Below are 16,162 nucleotides of genomic sequence, written 5' to 3'. Positions count from 1 at the left end.
GAGGTTGCGCCATTGAACGCGCCATTCGCTGTTTCGATCGCAAACGACCGGAGTCGAGTCGTTGCAGACTTCGACAGTGTGTGTCGAACGGGTTGTCGTTAGCGGTAGACGGTCGCAAGCGACCTTATGGCGGCAAACCTGCTTCCCTTAGCAAGCGGCCAAGCTCCGTAGACTTCTCGGGATCGCGGTAATACTCGCGACTGGTGAAGGCGGAGGCCGTTAGATCTGGCTTGCCGCCGACAGCTTCCCTGACCATTCGACTGGCTTCGTCGGCTCGATTGAGGGCCACCAGCGCAGCCGCCCGATAGAGGCGCGATCGAGTGGTCTGGAACGTGAGCCTACCAAGGGATTCAATAGCCTCGGCATAACGGCCCAGCGCATAGAGGGCCACGCCGCGTTCCTCGACGCACCACACAGGAAGGAATGGGTCGAGTATTTCGGCTTCATCGAGCAGAGACAATGAATGCTCTCCTTCGCCCACGAAATTATACACAGCCGCGCATCTTGCCTTGATGTAGGCATCCGTCGGATTCAGCTCCATCGCCTTGCGGCCGTGTGCCAAGGCCTCGTTGAAGTTGCCATTCATGAGTTCGAGCACGCCCATAATCCGGTTTGCCTCTGCATCGCAGGGATCAAGCTCGAGCGCGCGGTGAATGTCCCTTCGACCTTGCTCGTAGTCGAAGTCCGGCAACCATGACGCTGCGCAGACCCTCCAGGCATAGGCGGCTGAGTAGTTTGGGTCGGCGTCGATTGCCTTTGTAAGCCAGCCGACGGACTGGCGTGCATTGTCGTCGGTGACGCCGGCGAGGCGATGATGATCAAGCCCGCGCAGAAGGCAGTCGAAGGCGGTCATGTTTTCGGGCAGCTTTCGCCGTGCCGCCACCATGGCCGCTTCCTCCATCCGTCCGGACACGGTTGCAGCGATCCTCGCGGCGGTCTCGTCAACCAGGGCAAGGATTTCCTCAAACGATCGCTGGATTTTGGCGCTCCAAACTACCGTCCCCTGGTCGGTTTCCGACAGCGTGAGGCTGACCGAGACCCGCTCGCCGATCTTCCGCACCTGCCCTTCGAGCACATAGCGAACGCCAAGAACCTCACCGACACTCACCGGATCGGGGTGGGAGTCCGCGATCGAGAAGCTCGCACTCCGCGAGCTGACCGAAAGACGCCGAAACCGCCCCAGTTCGACAATCAGCTCTTCGGTGAGTCCTTCGGCGAGATAGCGTTGGTTCTCGTCGTCGCCCGAAACCCGGAAAGGGAGCACCGCGACCGATGCAGGCCGCCGTTCCGTCGTGATGACCAGTTGCGTCGGCGCCGACTGCAGCCGATGCGCTCCGATCTCGCCGCGGACCCGATAGAGGTGCACCGATTCCGTAATGTTCTTGAACGCCCGCTCGCCCATATCGTCGAATATGAACGCAGAATTGCGCCGGACATGATCGAAGAGCGCACCGCTCACATAGATCGAGTCCGGTTCGGCTGCCGCCTGTATGCGCGCCGCGAGGTTGACGCCGTCTCCGACCAGATCATCGCCCTGCACCACGACATCCGCGACATGGAGACCGAACCGCATCCTGAAAGGTTCGGTGTCGGGCTCTTGCGCGCCAGCAAGCGCACTGCGGATCTCGAATGCACTTCGCACGGCGTTCACGGCGCTCGGAAATTCGGCGAGGGCCCCGTCACCCGTCGTCTTGAAAACCCGGCCGTCGAGCAGATCGACCTTTTCCGTAATGAGGGCCTGGCAACTCGCCAAACGATCCGCCGTTTGCTCCTCGGCGCGCTCCATCAACCCGGAATAGCCGACGATATCGCTGACCATCAGGGCAGCCATTCTGCGCTTCATGGGCGAAACTCCTTCAGGGAGCGACCAATCGTCCGTATCATCACCCCCGGCAGCCAGTGCCGTCGCGGCCGAGGCGGTCTGGGAGTGTAGCGCATTGCGAAGTCGGCCGCATCGGGAAACGCGCCCTGCGAGCGTCTCGAGGAGATCGCCAAACCTTTAAGTGCTGAGACGATGCGCGTTTTGTGTAAAGTTCGGGTTCGTACCCTTTTCGCGACCTTCAGGTGTCGGCGGCTGGAGCGACGTGCGTGCGCGCGCCATGAGAACAATTTCTTCCCTTGAACCGCGGCGGTGTCCGCGCTCGCCGGAATGTCCGCTATCGAAGATCCGCCGCCTGAAAGCTGTCAGTCCGCTAACGTGAAGAGTTTCGGGCGCCGGCAGGCGTACGAAAGTCCCCGAGGAAGGAACCCGTGGGCCACAGGCGATGGCTATGGGGATTTCGATTTGCGGCTGGTGTCGGCGACGGCGCGACCGCTGCTGGGAAGGGTGGGGATGGATGCGGGGAGGCCGCTTCGTTGTGCCTCCGCGCGGTTTAGCCGATCCCGCACGAGGCTCGTTGCGACGCTGTGGGCGGCGCGCGGCAGGAGTTGTAGGCGATCCGCCATTGGCCGCAGTCCTCGCAAGCCTCGACGTGACCGCCAAGGGCCGCGGTGCGGCAGTGCTCGATCGCCGACATGACCTTGAGTTGGGCGAGGCTCAGGTGACCTGCATGGGCGGCCCGGTAAGCGGGTCCGGCAGCACGGAAGATGTCGGCGACCTCGATCGAGGCGCGCACGGCTCAGATGTCGGGCGAGATCTCTCCCGGCTTGAATAGGCCAAGCTTGTCGAGCGGGCTCGTAACCGTGCGCACCGTTCGGGTCGCCACCTTCGCGTAGAGTGCGGTGTTGTTGAGCTTGGCATGCCCGAGCAGGACCTGGATGATCCGGATGTCGGTGCCGTCCTCCAGCAGGTGGGTGGCGAAGCTGTGGCGCAGCGTGTGCGGCCCGACCCGCTTGGCGATGTCGGCGGCCTGGGCCGCCTCGACGACGATGCGATAGAGTTGCCTCGTGCTGATCGGCTTCATCGCGTGCTGCCCGGGAAACAACCAGCCGTCGCGGTGCATCACGCCTTGCTGACGTCCGACCTTCCACCATTGCCGCAGCAGAGTGAGCAGGTCCTCCGAGAGCATGGCGTTGCGATAGCGCCCGCCCTTGCCGCGTTCGACGCGCAGCAGCATGCGCTCGCTGTCGACATCGGTGACCTTCAGCATCGACACCTCGGCGACACGCAGGCCTGCGCCATAGGCAACCGACAGTGCGGCTTGGTGCTTGAGGCAGGTGGTGGCGTTGAGCAGCCGGGCTACCTCGTCGCGACTGAGCACCACGGGCAGGTTGCGCGGATGCGGCAGCCGGACAAGCCTGCGCGCCAGGTCCGGGCGGTCGAGCGTTTGGGTGAAGAAGAAGCGCAGCGCCGACACGATGCTGTTCATCGTTGGCACGGGAACGCCGTCCTCCTGCTGCTCGATTTGGAACCGGCGCAGGTCGTCGGCGGTAGCGGTGTCTGGTGAACGCCCGAGGAATGTCGCCAGGCGTCCGATGTCGCGGAGATAGTTGCGCTGCGTCTCGCGTGAGAAGCGCCGCATGTTCATGTCGTCGATCAGCCGCTGGCGCAGCGGGCTGACGGGTGCATCGAGAACGGGATGGTGCATGGTCAGGCTCCTTGTTGAAGAAGCCCGCCATGCTCTGCTCCAGCCGAACGACGCTCAACGCGAGCGCGACGACCGGTTCTTGATCTCTACCTCAACCGCAGGCACCCCTCCCGCGCAGCGGGTTCGTTCTTCGGCTCAAATGAGACGTTGGAAGGTCGAGGGCAGGGGAGGTTAGTGGCGCAAACGAGATGAAGCTCCGAGCCGTGATCGCCGTTCGCCAAACGGTCGGTTGCCTAACACAACAGGCGAACCAACGCCAACGGTCTCCGGCGCGAGTCCGCCTCGCGAGTCCGACAGGAAAGGCAAATGGGCGCCGACGCCGGTGCGATATTCATTTGTCTCCAGGATGTTGTCTGTCGTGATCGTTACCAGCCGGCAGTAGCCGACTTCGAGCTCGCGGTGCAATTGCGTGAGCCCATCGGCCTGTCGTCGGTCCTTGGCCCCAGCACGGCCGTTCCGAAATGCGGACCCGTTTCGCTCTCTAAGCTTGACTACCGGACGACACACAAAACTGCCGAGAATCCCCAAGCCACGATGTCATTGAAAATGCTGACATTGGGACCTGGGGATTGAAACGGCGTACTCCCTAGCTATGGAGAATTTGGGCCAATTCGGAGACCAGTTCGCACTCTGTCGACGAGTATCGATCCCCAGCTTTCGGCTGAAACCTGCCCTAGCGCTGGGCTTCAGGGACCGGCGATTGCCGACAGAGAATGGTTGGTTTCCGAGGACCCGAAACCAACCTTCTCCGTGTGTCAGCAGGCCCTGGTCGAGCGATAACGAGCGACTAATGGACTAGGGCTTCCGGAATACTCGTGACTATCTTCCTTTGGCTCGGCAGTAGTGCCAGACTGGATGGAGGGAGCACGACATGAGTGAGACCCGCAAAATAGCAGCGATCCTGGTCTCGGATGTGGTCGGCTACAGCCGGCTAGCCGGCGCGGATGAGGATCGCATCTTGGCACGGCTGCGGGCGCTGCGCAGCGATCTCATCGATCCCACCATAGCTGTTCATCGTGGTCGCGTCGTCAAGCGCACAGGCGACGGGAGCCTCGTCGAGTTCAGCAGCGTGGTAGAAGCAGTTCGCTGCGCGATCGAAGTGCAGAACGCCATGCTTGAGCGCAATGCCGGGGTGCCGCCTGATCGACGTATTGAGTTCCGCATCGGTATCCATATCGGCGACATAGTCGAGGAGAGCGATGGCGACCTGATGGGCGACGGTGTCAACATTGCTGCCCGCCTGGAAGGGATTGCCGAACCAAATGGGATTTACCTGTCAGGTGCAGCATATGAGCAGGTGCGCGACAAGCTGAAGGAAGAATTCGAGGATCTCGGTGATCAGGAACTCAAAAACATTGCACGGCCAGTGCGCGCCTATCGAGTGACCTTGAGCCGGTACACGGCGAGAGAGCCGATTGTTCCTGCGCTGTCAGGTGGAAAACTAGCGCTGCCAGACAAGCCTTCGATTGCCGTGTTGGCGTTCCAGAACATGAGCGGCGACCCCGAACAGGAGTATTTTGGCGACGGTATCGCGGAGGATATCATCACCGCGTTGTCAAAGCTCCGCGGCTTGTTCGTCATCGCGCGCAATTCGACTTTCGCGTATAAGGGCAAGGCTCCAAACATCCGCGAGGTCGCGCGCGATCTGGGTGTTCGCTATATACTTGAAGGCAGCGTCCGCAAGGCCGGTGAGCGGTTACGGGTAAGCGGGCAGCTCATCGACGCGGCTAGCGGTAACCACATTTGGGCTGAGCGCTACGACCGATCCACCTCCGATATTTTCGCGGTGCAGGACGAGATCACTCTCAGCGTTGTCGCGGCAATCGAACCGCAGCTCTACGCTGCCGACAATCTTCGTTTGCAGAGCAAACCACCGGAAAGCCTCGATGCCTGGGGCTGTGTCATTAGGGCCATGCCCCATATCTGGACCTGGGTTTCCCAAAACGACGACACCGGCATCAACCTCTTGAAACGGGCCATTGAGCTCGACCCCGGCTACGCGCGGGCTCACTGCCTGCTGGCCTGGATCTTTGCTTCGCGGGTGCAGCTCGGCACCATGGACTACGAGCGCGGCATTTCCGATGGTCTGACTTTGGCCCAACACGCGATCGACCTCGATCCGGAAGACCCATGGGCCCACCTGGCCGCAGGTTATGTTTTCACGTTTGCGCGACGCACCGGACCGGCGGTTGAAGAGCTGAACGAAGCGCTGCAGCGCAACCCGAGCTTCGCCATTGCGCGGGTCTTTTTGGCCCTCGCGTACGGGTACGCCGGGCTTGCGGAAGAGGGCTATCGCCAGTTGGAGATCGCCACGCGATTGAGCCCGCGCGACTACCTTCAGGCCGCGAATCTTTCCACCGAGGGATTATGTCATCTGGTCGCACACCGCTATGACGAAGCAGTTGTTGCCGAGCGGCGCGCTGTCCAGCTCCGGCCCGACTTCGGCACTGCCTGGCGCACGCTCGCCTCAGCAGCGGGCCTCGCGGGCGACTTAGAGCTCGCCCGACAGGGTCTCGCTGAATGCAAACGTCTGCAGCCAAACGTCAGCATCGCCTGGGTCGAGAAAAACTATCCAATGGTCCGTCCTGAGGACCGCTCTAGATATATCGATGGCCTACGTCGTGCGGGCCTTGACTAGTTCAGGCCACATAGTGCCAGTCCCGCCGCCGATCTCGGCGAGCTGGTGAAAAGCCCACAGCAACTTTTCCACCCGTTTCCGACATATGGAAGACGGCGAGGAATGACTGCAATGAGATGACGGCCTCGCTGGCGTTGGCCATTCCTACTTCTAGTGCCTGGACCGACGATCGGTGCCCTGGCGATGCTTGGCATGCGGCTATTACCTGCTTCCAAGAAGATGGCCGGCGCGGTAAACATTCGACGCCGCTTTCTCGCGCGGGGAGAGCCTGATGCAGCAACTTCTCCATAAGGGATTTCGAGGGGATGAGTGCCGTGACGCCGGTTTTGTTGCCTCGATTGGGTCACTTACGACATCGGACATTGGAAGTACACGTCCGCTACCGTTGTTCCTGCACGAAAAAGCGGACCAACCGCTTCCGGCCCCTATGCTGCCGGACCGCAATGCGCCTCATGCCGCCGTCACTGTCGACATGCGACAGCCATTCTCTCACCTGGCTGTTGTCAAGCTACGACCAAGTTCGACCCTATCCATGCGATCGAAGGGATATTGTCGCTCGACAGGGAATGACGGCGCAGGGCAAAATGGCGGACAGCCCTAAGCTGTCGCTAATATCATCACGTGGGAGCCAATTCCCAATGATCGTCGTGAGGAGGGACCATGAAGTCCGATCAGAAATTATTCGCGGATGGCCTTGCCACATACCAAAAAGTTGTCTCAGCGAACTATATGGCCCACAGGGAAGTCTATGGGACTTTGCGCCGTGTGCTGCTTGAGGAGAACCTCGACGGCTTCGTCTTTGCCGATCTGGCCTGCGGCACGGCCACTGGTTCAGCAGCCGCACTGACCGGCAGCAAGGTCACCAGCTACATCGGCGTCGACATATCCCAGCAGTCGCTTGATGTTGCGAAGGAAGCGCTTGCTCCTCTCGCCTGTCCGGTCGAACTGCGGTGCGAAGATTTTGTGGCGGCCATCGATCGCTGGGAAGGGCCGGTTGACGTTGTATGGATTGGTCAGTCACTGCACCATCTTCTTGCGCGGGATAAGGGCACCCTTATGCGCAAAATCCGCGACCTGCTGTCACCAGGCGGTCTTTTCATGATCTGGGAGCCGACGCTTCTTGAAGGCGAGGATCGCGAAGGTTGGCTGGCGCGATTTCATCAGGTAAGGCCAGATTGGGAGATGGTCTCGGACGAGGAGTTCGCCGCCTTCGAGAGCCACTGCCGCGCATCGGATTATGCCGAAACGGCCGCAAACTGGATTGGCATGGGGCGCGATGCCGGTTTCCGAACTGCGGATCAATTGATGATAGTGCCGAACAGACTCGCACGCGTCTACCGGTTCGGTCACTAAATTTCGACAGCGCGCAAACAATCACAGGGATGAAAGTCCCCAGATATTATCGAAATAGTTCGGCACAATCATACCGAACCACAAGTTCCTCCGGCGCGGCGCCCGCGTAGCCTGCCGCATCCCGCCAAAAGCTCATAGTGGGCATCAGGCTGCGGCGAAGGGCGAAGCATCGACCCTGGCCATGCCGTAGGTTTTTCCCAGCATTTGACGATCTTGTGCTAACTTCAAAAGCGGTTTGCACTGGGACTTGCCGAAGAATGCCGAGGATCAGCCTAGACCATCAGTTGGCGACACGTGCCGATATGCCGGCGCTGGGTATACTGATGAATGCAGCCATCGGCGAGCATCAGAAGCCGCTCCTCACAGCGGAGCAGATCGCTTCGGGCCGAGAAATCATGGGCCTCGATACGCAACTCGTTGATTATGGGACATATTTCATTGTGGAGCAAAATGGCGTCTTGGCCGGTGCGGCGGATGGAGTCGGCGCGCAACCCTCTACGGCGGCGACCGTTCACCCGGGCGCGATGCAGCGCTGCTTGACCCAAGGAAAGACGCTGCGCGTGTGCGTGCCATGTATACGCATCCCAGCTTCATCCGCCGAGGCGTGGGTCGTTTAATTCTCACGCTGTGCGAGGACGCCGCTCGCGCGGAGGGCTTCACAAATGTCGAGCTTATGGCAACGATGGCCGGCGAACCGCTCTATCGGGCCTGCGGCTTTGAGGCGGTTGAAGAAGTCGTAGACAACAGAGGCGGAGCGGGCGTGCCGCTGTTGCGGATGAGGAAGGCATTGTGAATGATCGGTGGGCTCGCACTCACAGCCAGTAGCTGACGCTACGCTATAGGTGGTCCGGCCGGGAGGTTACCTATGCCGCAAATCAGAGCCATGACTGTACAGGACGTGCCGTTGGTATCGCGGCTCATGGGCGAGTCTTGGCGCAGGACTTACTCGCCAATCATCGGCGCGGAAGCTACGGCCCGGATTTCGGACGAATATCACTCGCCACAGCGGATCGCTTCTGAACTGACGGACGCCAACAAAATGTCGTTCGTGGCAGAACGGCCAGACGGCTCGATCGCTGGCTATGCGATGACGGAGACGGATGAACCGGGCGACGTCGTCCTTGGCCGGCTCCACATCGATCAAAGCGAGTATGGCACTGGGCTAGCTTCTGATATCTTGCACGCTGTCATTGCCGCCCAATCGGGAATCCGCAGCATTGCCCTCGAAGTACTCGAGGGAAACGACCGCGCGATGGCCTTTTACCGCAAGCATGGTTTTGAAGTAGTCGATCGCAGGGCAGCCTCGCACGGCGCAGAAGGCCATGCATCGTTCATCATGCGGAAACTGCTACCACGCGCCTAGCCGGAACAGGTGCGCTCGCCCGGCCCCTGGCAGTGCTGCTTCCCGAACGTGTCCACCTTCGAGTGACGGCTTCGTGTGATCAATGTCGGCGCTTACCGAAGCAGACATCGGCGGTGACTGAGAGCGGCGCGGAAAACTATTACCTTCCGTCATGAAATCTGAGATCATCTGGCAAATCCAAGGGGGGTCGGCGCCCAAAGTAGAAGCTGCGATTCTGTGAGCGAACTCTATGCTGGAGAAACACGATACCGTCGTCGTCGGCGGCGGACAGGCCGGGTTAGCCATGAGCTACCATTTACGCCAACGTGGCCGCGAGCACATCGTGCTGGAGCGGCGGCGAATCGCCGAGCGATGGAGGACCGAACGCTGGGATTCGCTGCGCTTCCTACTGCCGAACTCATATCTAAGATTGCCAGGAAAGCCTTATGCGGGATCCGACCCGGATGGGTTTGTTCATCATTCGGAAGTCTTGCGCTTCGTCGCCGACTATGCGGCAGAAATCGCGGCCCCGGTCCGCACTGGCGTTGACGTTACCAAACTCAGTCCTGATGAAAACACTGGCGAGTATGTCCTTGAAACTTCATGTGGGGAGGTCCGGGCACGGCGGGTTGTCATCGCCACCGGTCCGTTCCAGCGTCCCCTAATCCCAGACTTTAGCTGCGCTGTGCCGAAATCAATTTATCAGATCGACGCCATCCGCTATCGCAGTCCGGAAAGTCTTCCGCCGGGTTCCGTACTGGTAGTGGGCAGCGGCAACTCCGGCTGTCAGATTGCCGACGAACTTCTGCGCAGCGGCAGGCGGGTATTTCTGGCGATCAGCCGCCATGCCCGCGCGCCCCGGCGTTATCGCGGCAAGGATGTCATCTGGTGGTACGAAAACTTGGGCCGCTTCGACGTGGACATCGACACCTTTCCAGGCAGGAGATATCCGCCGCCCATTGTCATAACAGGTGTGGATGGGGGATACGACCTCGACCCACGTAGCCTCGGCCTTGCGGGTGCGACCCTTGTAGGACGCGTCCTGGGTATAAGCGATGGCACGCTAATGCTTGCCGGCGACGCCGGCGAGTTGCTGGCCGCAGCCGACAAGAGCCATGCTGGTTTCATCGTGGTGGCGGATGCGCTGGCGGCTACAATGAGTTCCGAACTCCATCAAAAGGAGACATCGGCGCCACTGGCGCCTGCCCGTGTCGATGGCATCCGCAGTCTGAACCTGCGCCAAGAAAACATCGGTAGCGTCATTTGGGCAACTGGGTATGGCTATAGCTTCGACTGGTTGAAGCTGCCGGTCACCGATGCCAATGGCGTTCCAATCCAACAGCGCGGCATAACCGCCTGCCCCGGGGTCTATTTCCTCGGACTGCACTGGATGCACACGTGGCGGTCAGCCATTCTTCCCTTCGTCGGCCAGGACGCGGCCTATCTCGCCGATCACATTGACCGCTTGGGTTTGACGTGAATGCCTCCACGCGTGCATCTTGCTCGACGGCTTACCGGGAAGGCAGATGTTCGAGATTCCAGATAAGGTTGCGATCGTCACCGGATCGACAAGGGGCATCGGTTTGGCGATAGCACAAGCTTTTGGGCAGGCAGGAGCCAAAATTGTCGTCTCGAGCCGCAAGAAAGAGAACTGTGAGGACGGTCTTAGGCATCTCAAGTCACAAGGGATTGAAGCGATTTCTCAACCTTGTAACATGAGCAAAAGAGATCAGGTCGAACAACTGGTCAATAAAGCCATTAGTCAGTACGGCCGTCTGGACATTGTCGTCGGCTGCGCGGCTTCCAACCCCTTCTTCGGATCTCTCACCGACATTGAAGACTCTGCTTTTGAAAAGATCTTTGCCACCAACCTGCAGGGCAATCTCTGGCTGTGCAAGGCGGCGCTTCCTCATATCGCAAACGCTGGAGGCGGATCGGTGATAATGATTTCGAGCATTGCCGCCCTGCGCGGTACTGAGGGCATCGGTGCCTATGGGGTTTCCAAGGCTGCCCTGATCCAACTGACCCGCAATTTGGCGGTTGAGTGGGGTCCGAGCGGTATTCGCGTTAATTCCATAGCGCCCGGCCTCATCAAGACGGAGTTCGCGCGGGAATTGTGGGAAGATCCGGAACGGCTGGAGAAGATCGAAAATCGCACGCCGCTTCGTCGAATAGGGACGCCGGAGGATATTGCCGGGGTGGCTCTGTTTCTGGCGTCAGATGCGAGCGCCTATGTGACTGGGCAGGTCATCGTAGCAGACGGAGGCGAACTGATCTCCTGAATCCCCCGCCACGAGCACGGGTCGAACCTCATGAGTTTTGCAGTCCACCCCCTTGACACCAACCTCAGCGCTTCAGCCGAACGGTATCCTACAAAGCCCGCCGTCTTCATCGACGATCGTGTAGTTACCTATAAAGAACTCGATCAATTGGCAAATGCGGTGGCTGCGTTCCTGCAATCCAAACTGTCGCTGGCGCGCGGCGAGGCAGTGATGCTTATCCTCGAGAACGAGCTGGAATTCATCGTTTCCTATTATGCTGTGCTGCGAGCCGGCGGCGTCGTCGTTCCCATAAATCCGAGAAAGACGGCGCGCGAAGTGCAGCAGATCCTGGCTGATGCGAGGCCAGGACTCGCGGTCACATACGGCGCTCAGGCGTCACTCTTGCTGGCGGGGCCGATTGAATGCCTGCGCGGTGGATTGATTGTTGGGGCCCCAGAGACCAAACGATTGAATGTCGGCCCCGCTGGACAGCGGTGGGCATCCTTCGAGCAGGCCACAGAATGCGGAGAGATGCCTGCAAAGCGAGGGGTGCAAAGTCATGACCTTGCGCTGATCGTCTATACCTCGGGCACGACAGGCGAGCCGAAAGGATGCGCACACCTCCATGGCGGGGTCCAGCGCGCTATCGCAAGCACGCGCAAAGCCAGCGCTATCACTTCGGATGACGTCGCTCTGGTAAGCCTTCCACTTTACCACGTCACCGGCATGCAAAGCTCCATGAACGTGCCGATCGCAGCGGGCGCGACGCTTGTACTTGCAGGGCAGTGGAATGCTGAGATGGCCGCAAAGTTGATCGAGCGTCACAAGGTCACGTGCTGGCGCAATGTCGCAACCATGATGAAAGATTTTGTCGAAGCGACAGGCATCGCGAGGTACGACCTATCGAGTCTGAAGTTCCTGGGTGGCGGTGGCGCTGCCATGCCAGTTTCCCTGCACGAGCGGGTCCATGCTGTCACCGGCCTGCACTACGTCGAGGGGTTCGGCATGACTGAAACCATGGCGGCGACGCACATGAATCCGCGCGCTGCGCCGAAGCCGGGATCGATCGGCCTCCCGCTCGAGGGTGTTGAAGCGAGTATCGTCTCACTTGACACAGGAGAGCCTTGCGAGACTGGCGTCGATGGAGAGCTCGTCATCGCCTCACCGCAACTGTTCAGCGGATATTTCGGCCGACCGGCGGAAACGGAGGCCACCTATATGCATCGCAATGGGAAGAAGCTCTTTATGACAGGCGACATAGGCCATGTGGATGCCGACGGCTTCTTCTACATCACCGATCGCCGCAAACGGATGATCAACGTCTCCGGATTCAAAGTCTGGCCTGCCGAGATCGAGAAGGTGCTGATGTCGCATGCCGATGTGGCCGACGCGGGCGTGACTGGCGTCGAGGACGAACGGCGCGGACAGTCGGTCAAGGCACTCGTCGTGCTGAAACCGGGCAGACCTGAGGAGGATGCTTCTGCAAAATTGACCGCATGGTGCCAGGACAACTTATCGTCGTACAAGATTCCACGAATTTTCGAGTTTAAACAGTCGCTGCCCCGTACATCGACAGGGAAGATCGATTGGAAATCCTTGCGTTGACTGCAGCGCCTCGAAGTTAATCTAGCCAGACGACTCGGCTTGTTATCTCAAAGAGCATATTATTGGTGGTCCGACATCGAATAACTCTTGGATAGCACGTGTCGTAGCCGTTAATTCAACCAAGAAAACTTGCTGCCAATGTCAGAGTCCCTGCTAAGTTTCTCGAATTGATGGGAAATGAGAAGCGGCTTTTGATCATGAACCACATTGCCGGCGGCGAACTTTCCGTAGATCTCCTTTCCGTTAAAGATCTGCAGCCCGGGGCTGTGCTACGGCCAGCAGCCGGGATACGCGGACGGAATGAAGGCAGGCTGAAGGCGATCGACAGATCCCGCTCCTGACATCGCTGCCAAGGGTGCAGGGCGAGGCCGATCTAGGTGCCGAGCGCGCCACGAACATCGTCTGGAATATTCTGGACCAGAAGCGAAAGGGCGGTACTGATATCCAGTCCCGTCATCCCGTCCGCGGTGCCGGCCTTGATGGCTTTGGTGAAAACCAGTGTGCCATAGTCCTCGCCGGCCGCCTTGAGGCGCTCTGCCGCAACGACCGGTTCGGGCGTACGCAAGCAGTGCTCGACAGCCAATCTCTTGACCAGCCATTCGATCGCGCAAAGTCGGTCATGTCCCTCTGGAAATGACATTTTTGTAACCCCCTTATCCCCACAAGGGCTGCGATAATGCGTATCTATAGGCAGATTGTCGAATCCCGAGCACATCACGCGCGACAGCGAGCTTGTTGAGCGACCTGGCGAACGCCCCATTCTGAGACAGAAATTGCCGGCATCGATATTGCACTGGAAACTTCTGCCGGTTGATCGCGTACTCTGGTCAGGCTGTAGGCTCGCCGGGCTTGAGGTCGTGGGGGTCTTCGCCCGGCGAGTTGTCTACCAGCGCGGAACACTTGGCCGCGGGTAGCCCATAAGTCTCAACTTATGCGATATTCGCGGCGTTCTTCCAGGCGAGGCGCGGCAGGTAAGCCCGAACACTTTTACCGACGGTCGATGGCGTCTGCACGTACCCGCTCTTCCGAACCAATGGCAAGCGCAACGGCTGCGGCGCCTTTCGCGGTGATGAGCGGCACACCGCTCCCTCGGCGTCGCATGCGGGATGACGGTGCGCCAGTTCAAAAAGCTCCCTGACGACAATCACCATGAGGTGCACTGCGCCTATCTTGCCAATGATGTCTTCAAGCAATGGTCGTCCCGTGGCAGATCCGGCCCCGGCCGATACCCGAGCCATCTCGCGCGGGCATTTGTCGATCGATCAGATGCTCGCCATTGGACGCTGGCTCCTACGCAATAAGGTGTCACTACCGCACGGCATTTCGGGCCATGGTTTGACGCTTAAGGTTGCGGTCTTTGGCCGCGCAATGGGCTGGCCACAGGCGGGCGCCAAGACGCCCGAGACCCTCCGGCGGTGTGTGGGGCGGCGGCCAGCGGAAAACGCGCGCTGGCGGGGCCTGCTAGAGGCCAAACAAGAAAAGCCCGGCGGCGGGGTGAGCTCCGGGCTTTCCGTTGTGGGAGAGAGTGTCGCACTACTCAAGACAGGCCTGCGACGGCGTCAACGTATATTAGAAGATATGAATAAGTGGTTTCCGAGTTTCGTTAGGCAGGATCGCGCTCGCGCAGTTCGTCGCCGTTAATAGGTCTTCCGCTCCATTGGAGCGCTTCCGTGCCGCGGATGCGACGGACCGAAGGCGAGCGGCCGGGCTTGCAATGGGTTTCAACGATCTGAGTGTAACAGAAGTGGCCGGCACCAAAGGCTGGGAGAAGCCTAAATGGCGCCGGCTAAGGCGGGATAGAGGTCCGCCGCAACTCAAGCCATAGCTGATTCTTGACGTGGCGTCATGTTGTCCCCCGATGGCGCACATTCAATGGCATAGAAATTGCGTAGCAGTGGTTGGGGTCAGGGCATGGGGAGGCTCGCCGTCTCGCGAATGGGACGGCGAGCCCTTTTACCGGCGTTGTCTATTTTGCCTTTCGCTTCGCAGGTACCGCATTAGAGGGTGCAGCCTTGCGGCCTAAGCCGGACGCTTTTGCCAGCGCCGACCGCGTGGCCGCATAGTTCGGCGCGACCATGGGGTAATCGCGAGGCAGGTTCCATTTGGTGCGGTAATCGTCCGGAGTCATGCCAAGTAGGCCGAGGTGGCGCCTCATCGACTTGAATTTGCGACCGTCTTCCAAGCTTACAATGTAATCAGGAAACACTGATTTTTTCGGATTCACCGCGGGAGTTTTTGTCTCAGCCGGCGGCGCAATCTTGCCGCTGGCCAGGCTGGAAAGCGATGAATGGACCGAAGCAATTAGATCAGGAAGCCCGGCAACCGGCACTGGATTATTGCTGACGAATGCCGCGATGATGTCGGCCGTCAGTTCGACTAGTTCGGCGCCGTGGTCGTGTTCGTCGGTCATGTAATGGTCCCTGTTGAGCAAACCTGTCTAATAGGCCGGCTTTATTCACGCAACAACACGCCGGACATCTCAATACGACCCTGGGCTTCAGGCTGAAGTGCACAAGGCCTATCTGGCGCTGATGTCGCCGAGCAATGTCGCTCCTTTGGCGAATCCGTTGCCGGCCGACACTCGAGCAATTCCCCGCGGCCACCTGTCGATCGACCAGAAGATGGCGATCGGCCGCTGCCTGCTGCACCACAAGGCATCCCTGCCGCATGGTCATTTCGGGCTATGGGTGGAGAAGCAAAAAGGCCTGTCGCGGTCCATGGCCTGGCAGTGCATGGCGCTGGCCAAAGGGAGCGAAGGCGAGAAGCGAGCGGCTTAGCCCGCCCCCTTTGGTGGACAAAAATTGACGAAAATCAATTCCGGCGCATGACGTTGGGCGGATTGTGGCTCGATGTGGCAGTCGATCCTCAGCGCGCCCTTCTTCCGCAGTCTGGAACTCGCCGTTCTGGACGAGGAAGGTATGCACTCGCTCGTATTCCCGTGCGAAAGGACGGTCGAGGGGTGGAAGCACGCCATTACCGGAGTGCGTGTTCATGTTCAGCCTACCCATTGGCGCGACTGGATTGACTCAGATCAGGCCAACCCATGAAAGGACATGGCGCACGCTGACGAGGCGGCTTTAACCCGCCCTGATTTTCCTGGATCCAGCTTAGCTCGTAGCGCTACATCTCATTGGAGCCGATCACACCCGACTCGCCTTCAGAGAGGTCCGTTCGTGACGGTCCTGCGGCGGTGAATACTACACCAGCCACCTCAAACGCATGAAGCAGGGCGGCGAGCTTCGTGGGACGCAGGATCCTACGCCCGTTTTCAAAGTCGCGTATTGTCCCTTCGCTCAAACCGCACTTGGCAGCGAGCCTAACCTGAGACCACTTCAATAGCGCCCGTGCCGCCCGCGACTGCTCTGGTGTCATCACCAGGGTCGAAGCCCCTCTGCCGTCCCGCTGGCTGACGCCGTGGTTCCTGATGTCGTCGGCC

Annotated in this window: 15 protein-coding genes and 2 pseudogenes; 9 read left to right on the top strand and 8 right to left on the bottom strand. The window is 59.8% G+C overall.

Features of this window, described 5'->3' with window-relative positions; translation table 11 throughout:
• Window positions 1-124 precede the first annotated feature (124 nt).
• The 4 genes and pseudogenes from AC1DXM_RS31060 to AC1DXM_RS31045 all read right to left on the bottom strand — a co-directional run.
• Window positions 125-1,843: an adenylate/guanylate cyclase domain-containing protein gene (locus AC1DXM_RS31060; protein ID WP_477239280.1), complete on the bottom strand. Its 1,719-nt coding sequence runs from the start codon at window positions 1,841-1,843 to the stop codon at window positions 125-127.
• 574 nt (window positions 1,844-2,417) lie between these two features.
• Window positions 2,418-2,615, bottom strand: a pseudogene (locus tag AC1DXM_RS31055) (transposase zinc-binding domain-containing protein); the annotation flags it as partial.
• A gap of 3 nt (window positions 2,616-2,618) precedes the next feature.
• The gene (locus AC1DXM_RS31050; protein ID WP_477239278.1) at window positions 2,619-3,527 is read right to left on the bottom strand and encodes a tyrosine-type recombinase/integrase; all 909 of its coding nucleotides are present in this window, start codon (window positions 3,525-3,527) and stop codon (window positions 2,619-2,621) included.
• A gap of 282 nt (window positions 3,528-3,809) precedes the next feature.
• Window positions 3,810-3,980: pseudogene (locus tag AC1DXM_RS31045) on the bottom strand (AhpC/TSA family protein); the annotation flags it as partial.
• A gap of 418 nt (window positions 3,981-4,398) precedes the next feature.
• On the opposite strand from AC1DXM_RS31045, the gene AC1DXM_RS31040 reads away from it, so the two are divergent.
• From AC1DXM_RS31040 to AC1DXM_RS31005, 8 genes are all read left to right on the top strand, one after another.
• Window positions 4,399-6,165, top strand: coding sequence for an adenylate/guanylate cyclase domain-containing protein (locus AC1DXM_RS31040; RefSeq protein ID WP_477239276.1), 1,767 nt, complete (start codon window positions 4,399-4,401; stop codon window positions 6,163-6,165).
• 660 nt (window positions 6,166-6,825) lie between these two features.
• A complete protein-coding gene (locus AC1DXM_RS31035; protein ID WP_477239273.1) occupies window positions 6,826-7,518 on the top strand; it encodes a class I SAM-dependent methyltransferase in 693 nt (230 codons plus the stop codon).
• A gap of 323 nt (window positions 7,519-7,841) precedes the next feature.
• Window positions 7,842-8,135 (top strand): hypothetical protein, encoded by a 294-nt coding sequence (locus AC1DXM_RS31030; protein WP_477239310.1) that lies wholly within the window; start codon window positions 7,842-7,844, stop codon window positions 8,133-8,135.
• Entirely contained in the window at window positions 8,090-8,311 is a 222-nt protein-coding gene (locus AC1DXM_RS31025) for a GNAT family N-acetyltransferase (protein WP_477239271.1), read from the top strand. The genes AC1DXM_RS31030 and AC1DXM_RS31025 overlap by 46 nt, the downstream gene beginning before the upstream one ends.
• 72 nt (window positions 8,312-8,383) lie before the next feature.
• Window positions 8,384-8,881, top strand: a complete 498-nt coding sequence (locus AC1DXM_RS31020) for an N-acetyltransferase family protein (protein ID WP_477239269.1) — start codon at window positions 8,384-8,386, stop codon at window positions 8,879-8,881.
• 229 nt (window positions 8,882-9,110) lie between these two features.
• Window positions 9,111-10,340, top strand: a complete 1,230-nt coding sequence (locus tag AC1DXM_RS31015; protein ID WP_477239267.1) for a flavin-containing monooxygenase — start codon at window positions 9,111-9,113, stop codon at window positions 10,338-10,340.
• Between the two features lie 46 nt (window positions 10,341-10,386).
• A complete protein-coding gene (locus AC1DXM_RS31010; RefSeq protein WP_477239265.1) occupies window positions 10,387-11,142 on the top strand; it encodes an SDR family NAD(P)-dependent oxidoreductase in 756 nt (251 codons plus the stop codon).
• Window positions 11,143-11,172: 30 nt separating this feature from the next.
• Window positions 11,173-12,726 carry an AMP-binding protein gene (locus tag AC1DXM_RS31005; protein WP_477239263.1) on the top strand — a complete coding sequence of 518 codons (1,554 nt, stop codon included), beginning with the start codon at window positions 11,173-11,175 and terminating at the stop codon, window positions 12,724-12,726.
• Window positions 12,727-13,099: 373 nt separating this feature from the next.
• Here the strand turns inward: AC1DXM_RS31005 and AC1DXM_RS31000 are convergent, their stop codons facing one another.
• The 3 genes from AC1DXM_RS31000 to AC1DXM_RS30990 all read right to left on the bottom strand — a co-directional run bounded on the left by AC1DXM_RS31000 (window position 13,100) and on the right by AC1DXM_RS30990 (window position 15,136).
• Window positions 13,100-13,366 (bottom strand): hypothetical protein, encoded by a 267-nt coding sequence (locus AC1DXM_RS31000; RefSeq protein ID WP_477239261.1) that lies wholly within the window; start codon window positions 13,364-13,366, stop codon window positions 13,100-13,102.
• Between the two features lie 289 nt (window positions 13,367-13,655).
• On the bottom strand, window positions 13,656-13,919 hold the full coding sequence (locus AC1DXM_RS30995) for a hypothetical protein (protein WP_477239259.1): 264 nt from the start codon (window positions 13,917-13,919) through the stop codon (window positions 13,656-13,658).
• Window positions 13,920-14,692: 773 nt separating this feature from the next.
• Window positions 14,693-15,136: a Ros/MucR family transcriptional regulator gene (locus AC1DXM_RS30990; protein ID WP_477239257.1), complete on the bottom strand. Its 444-nt coding sequence runs from the start codon at window positions 15,134-15,136 to the stop codon at window positions 14,693-14,695.
• 121 nt (window positions 15,137-15,257) lie between these two features.
• Between AC1DXM_RS30990 and AC1DXM_RS30985 the strand changes: the two genes are divergently transcribed.
• Entirely contained in the window at window positions 15,258-15,503 is a 246-nt protein-coding gene (locus AC1DXM_RS30985; protein ID WP_477239255.1) for a hypothetical protein, read from the top strand.
• 343 nt (window positions 15,504-15,846) lie between these two features.
• On the opposite strand, the gene AC1DXM_RS30980 is transcribed toward AC1DXM_RS30985, so the two are convergent.
• Window positions 15,847-16,162 (bottom strand): helix-turn-helix domain-containing protein (locus AC1DXM_RS30980; protein ID WP_477239253.1); only part of this gene is annotated, 316 nt, incomplete at its 5' end.

The sequence above is a fragment of the Mesorhizobium sp. P3_A2 genome (assembly GCF_056403115.1).
The sequence above is the reverse complement of the archived record's forward strand: the minus strand, read 5'-3'. Positions and strand labels throughout refer to the sequence as shown.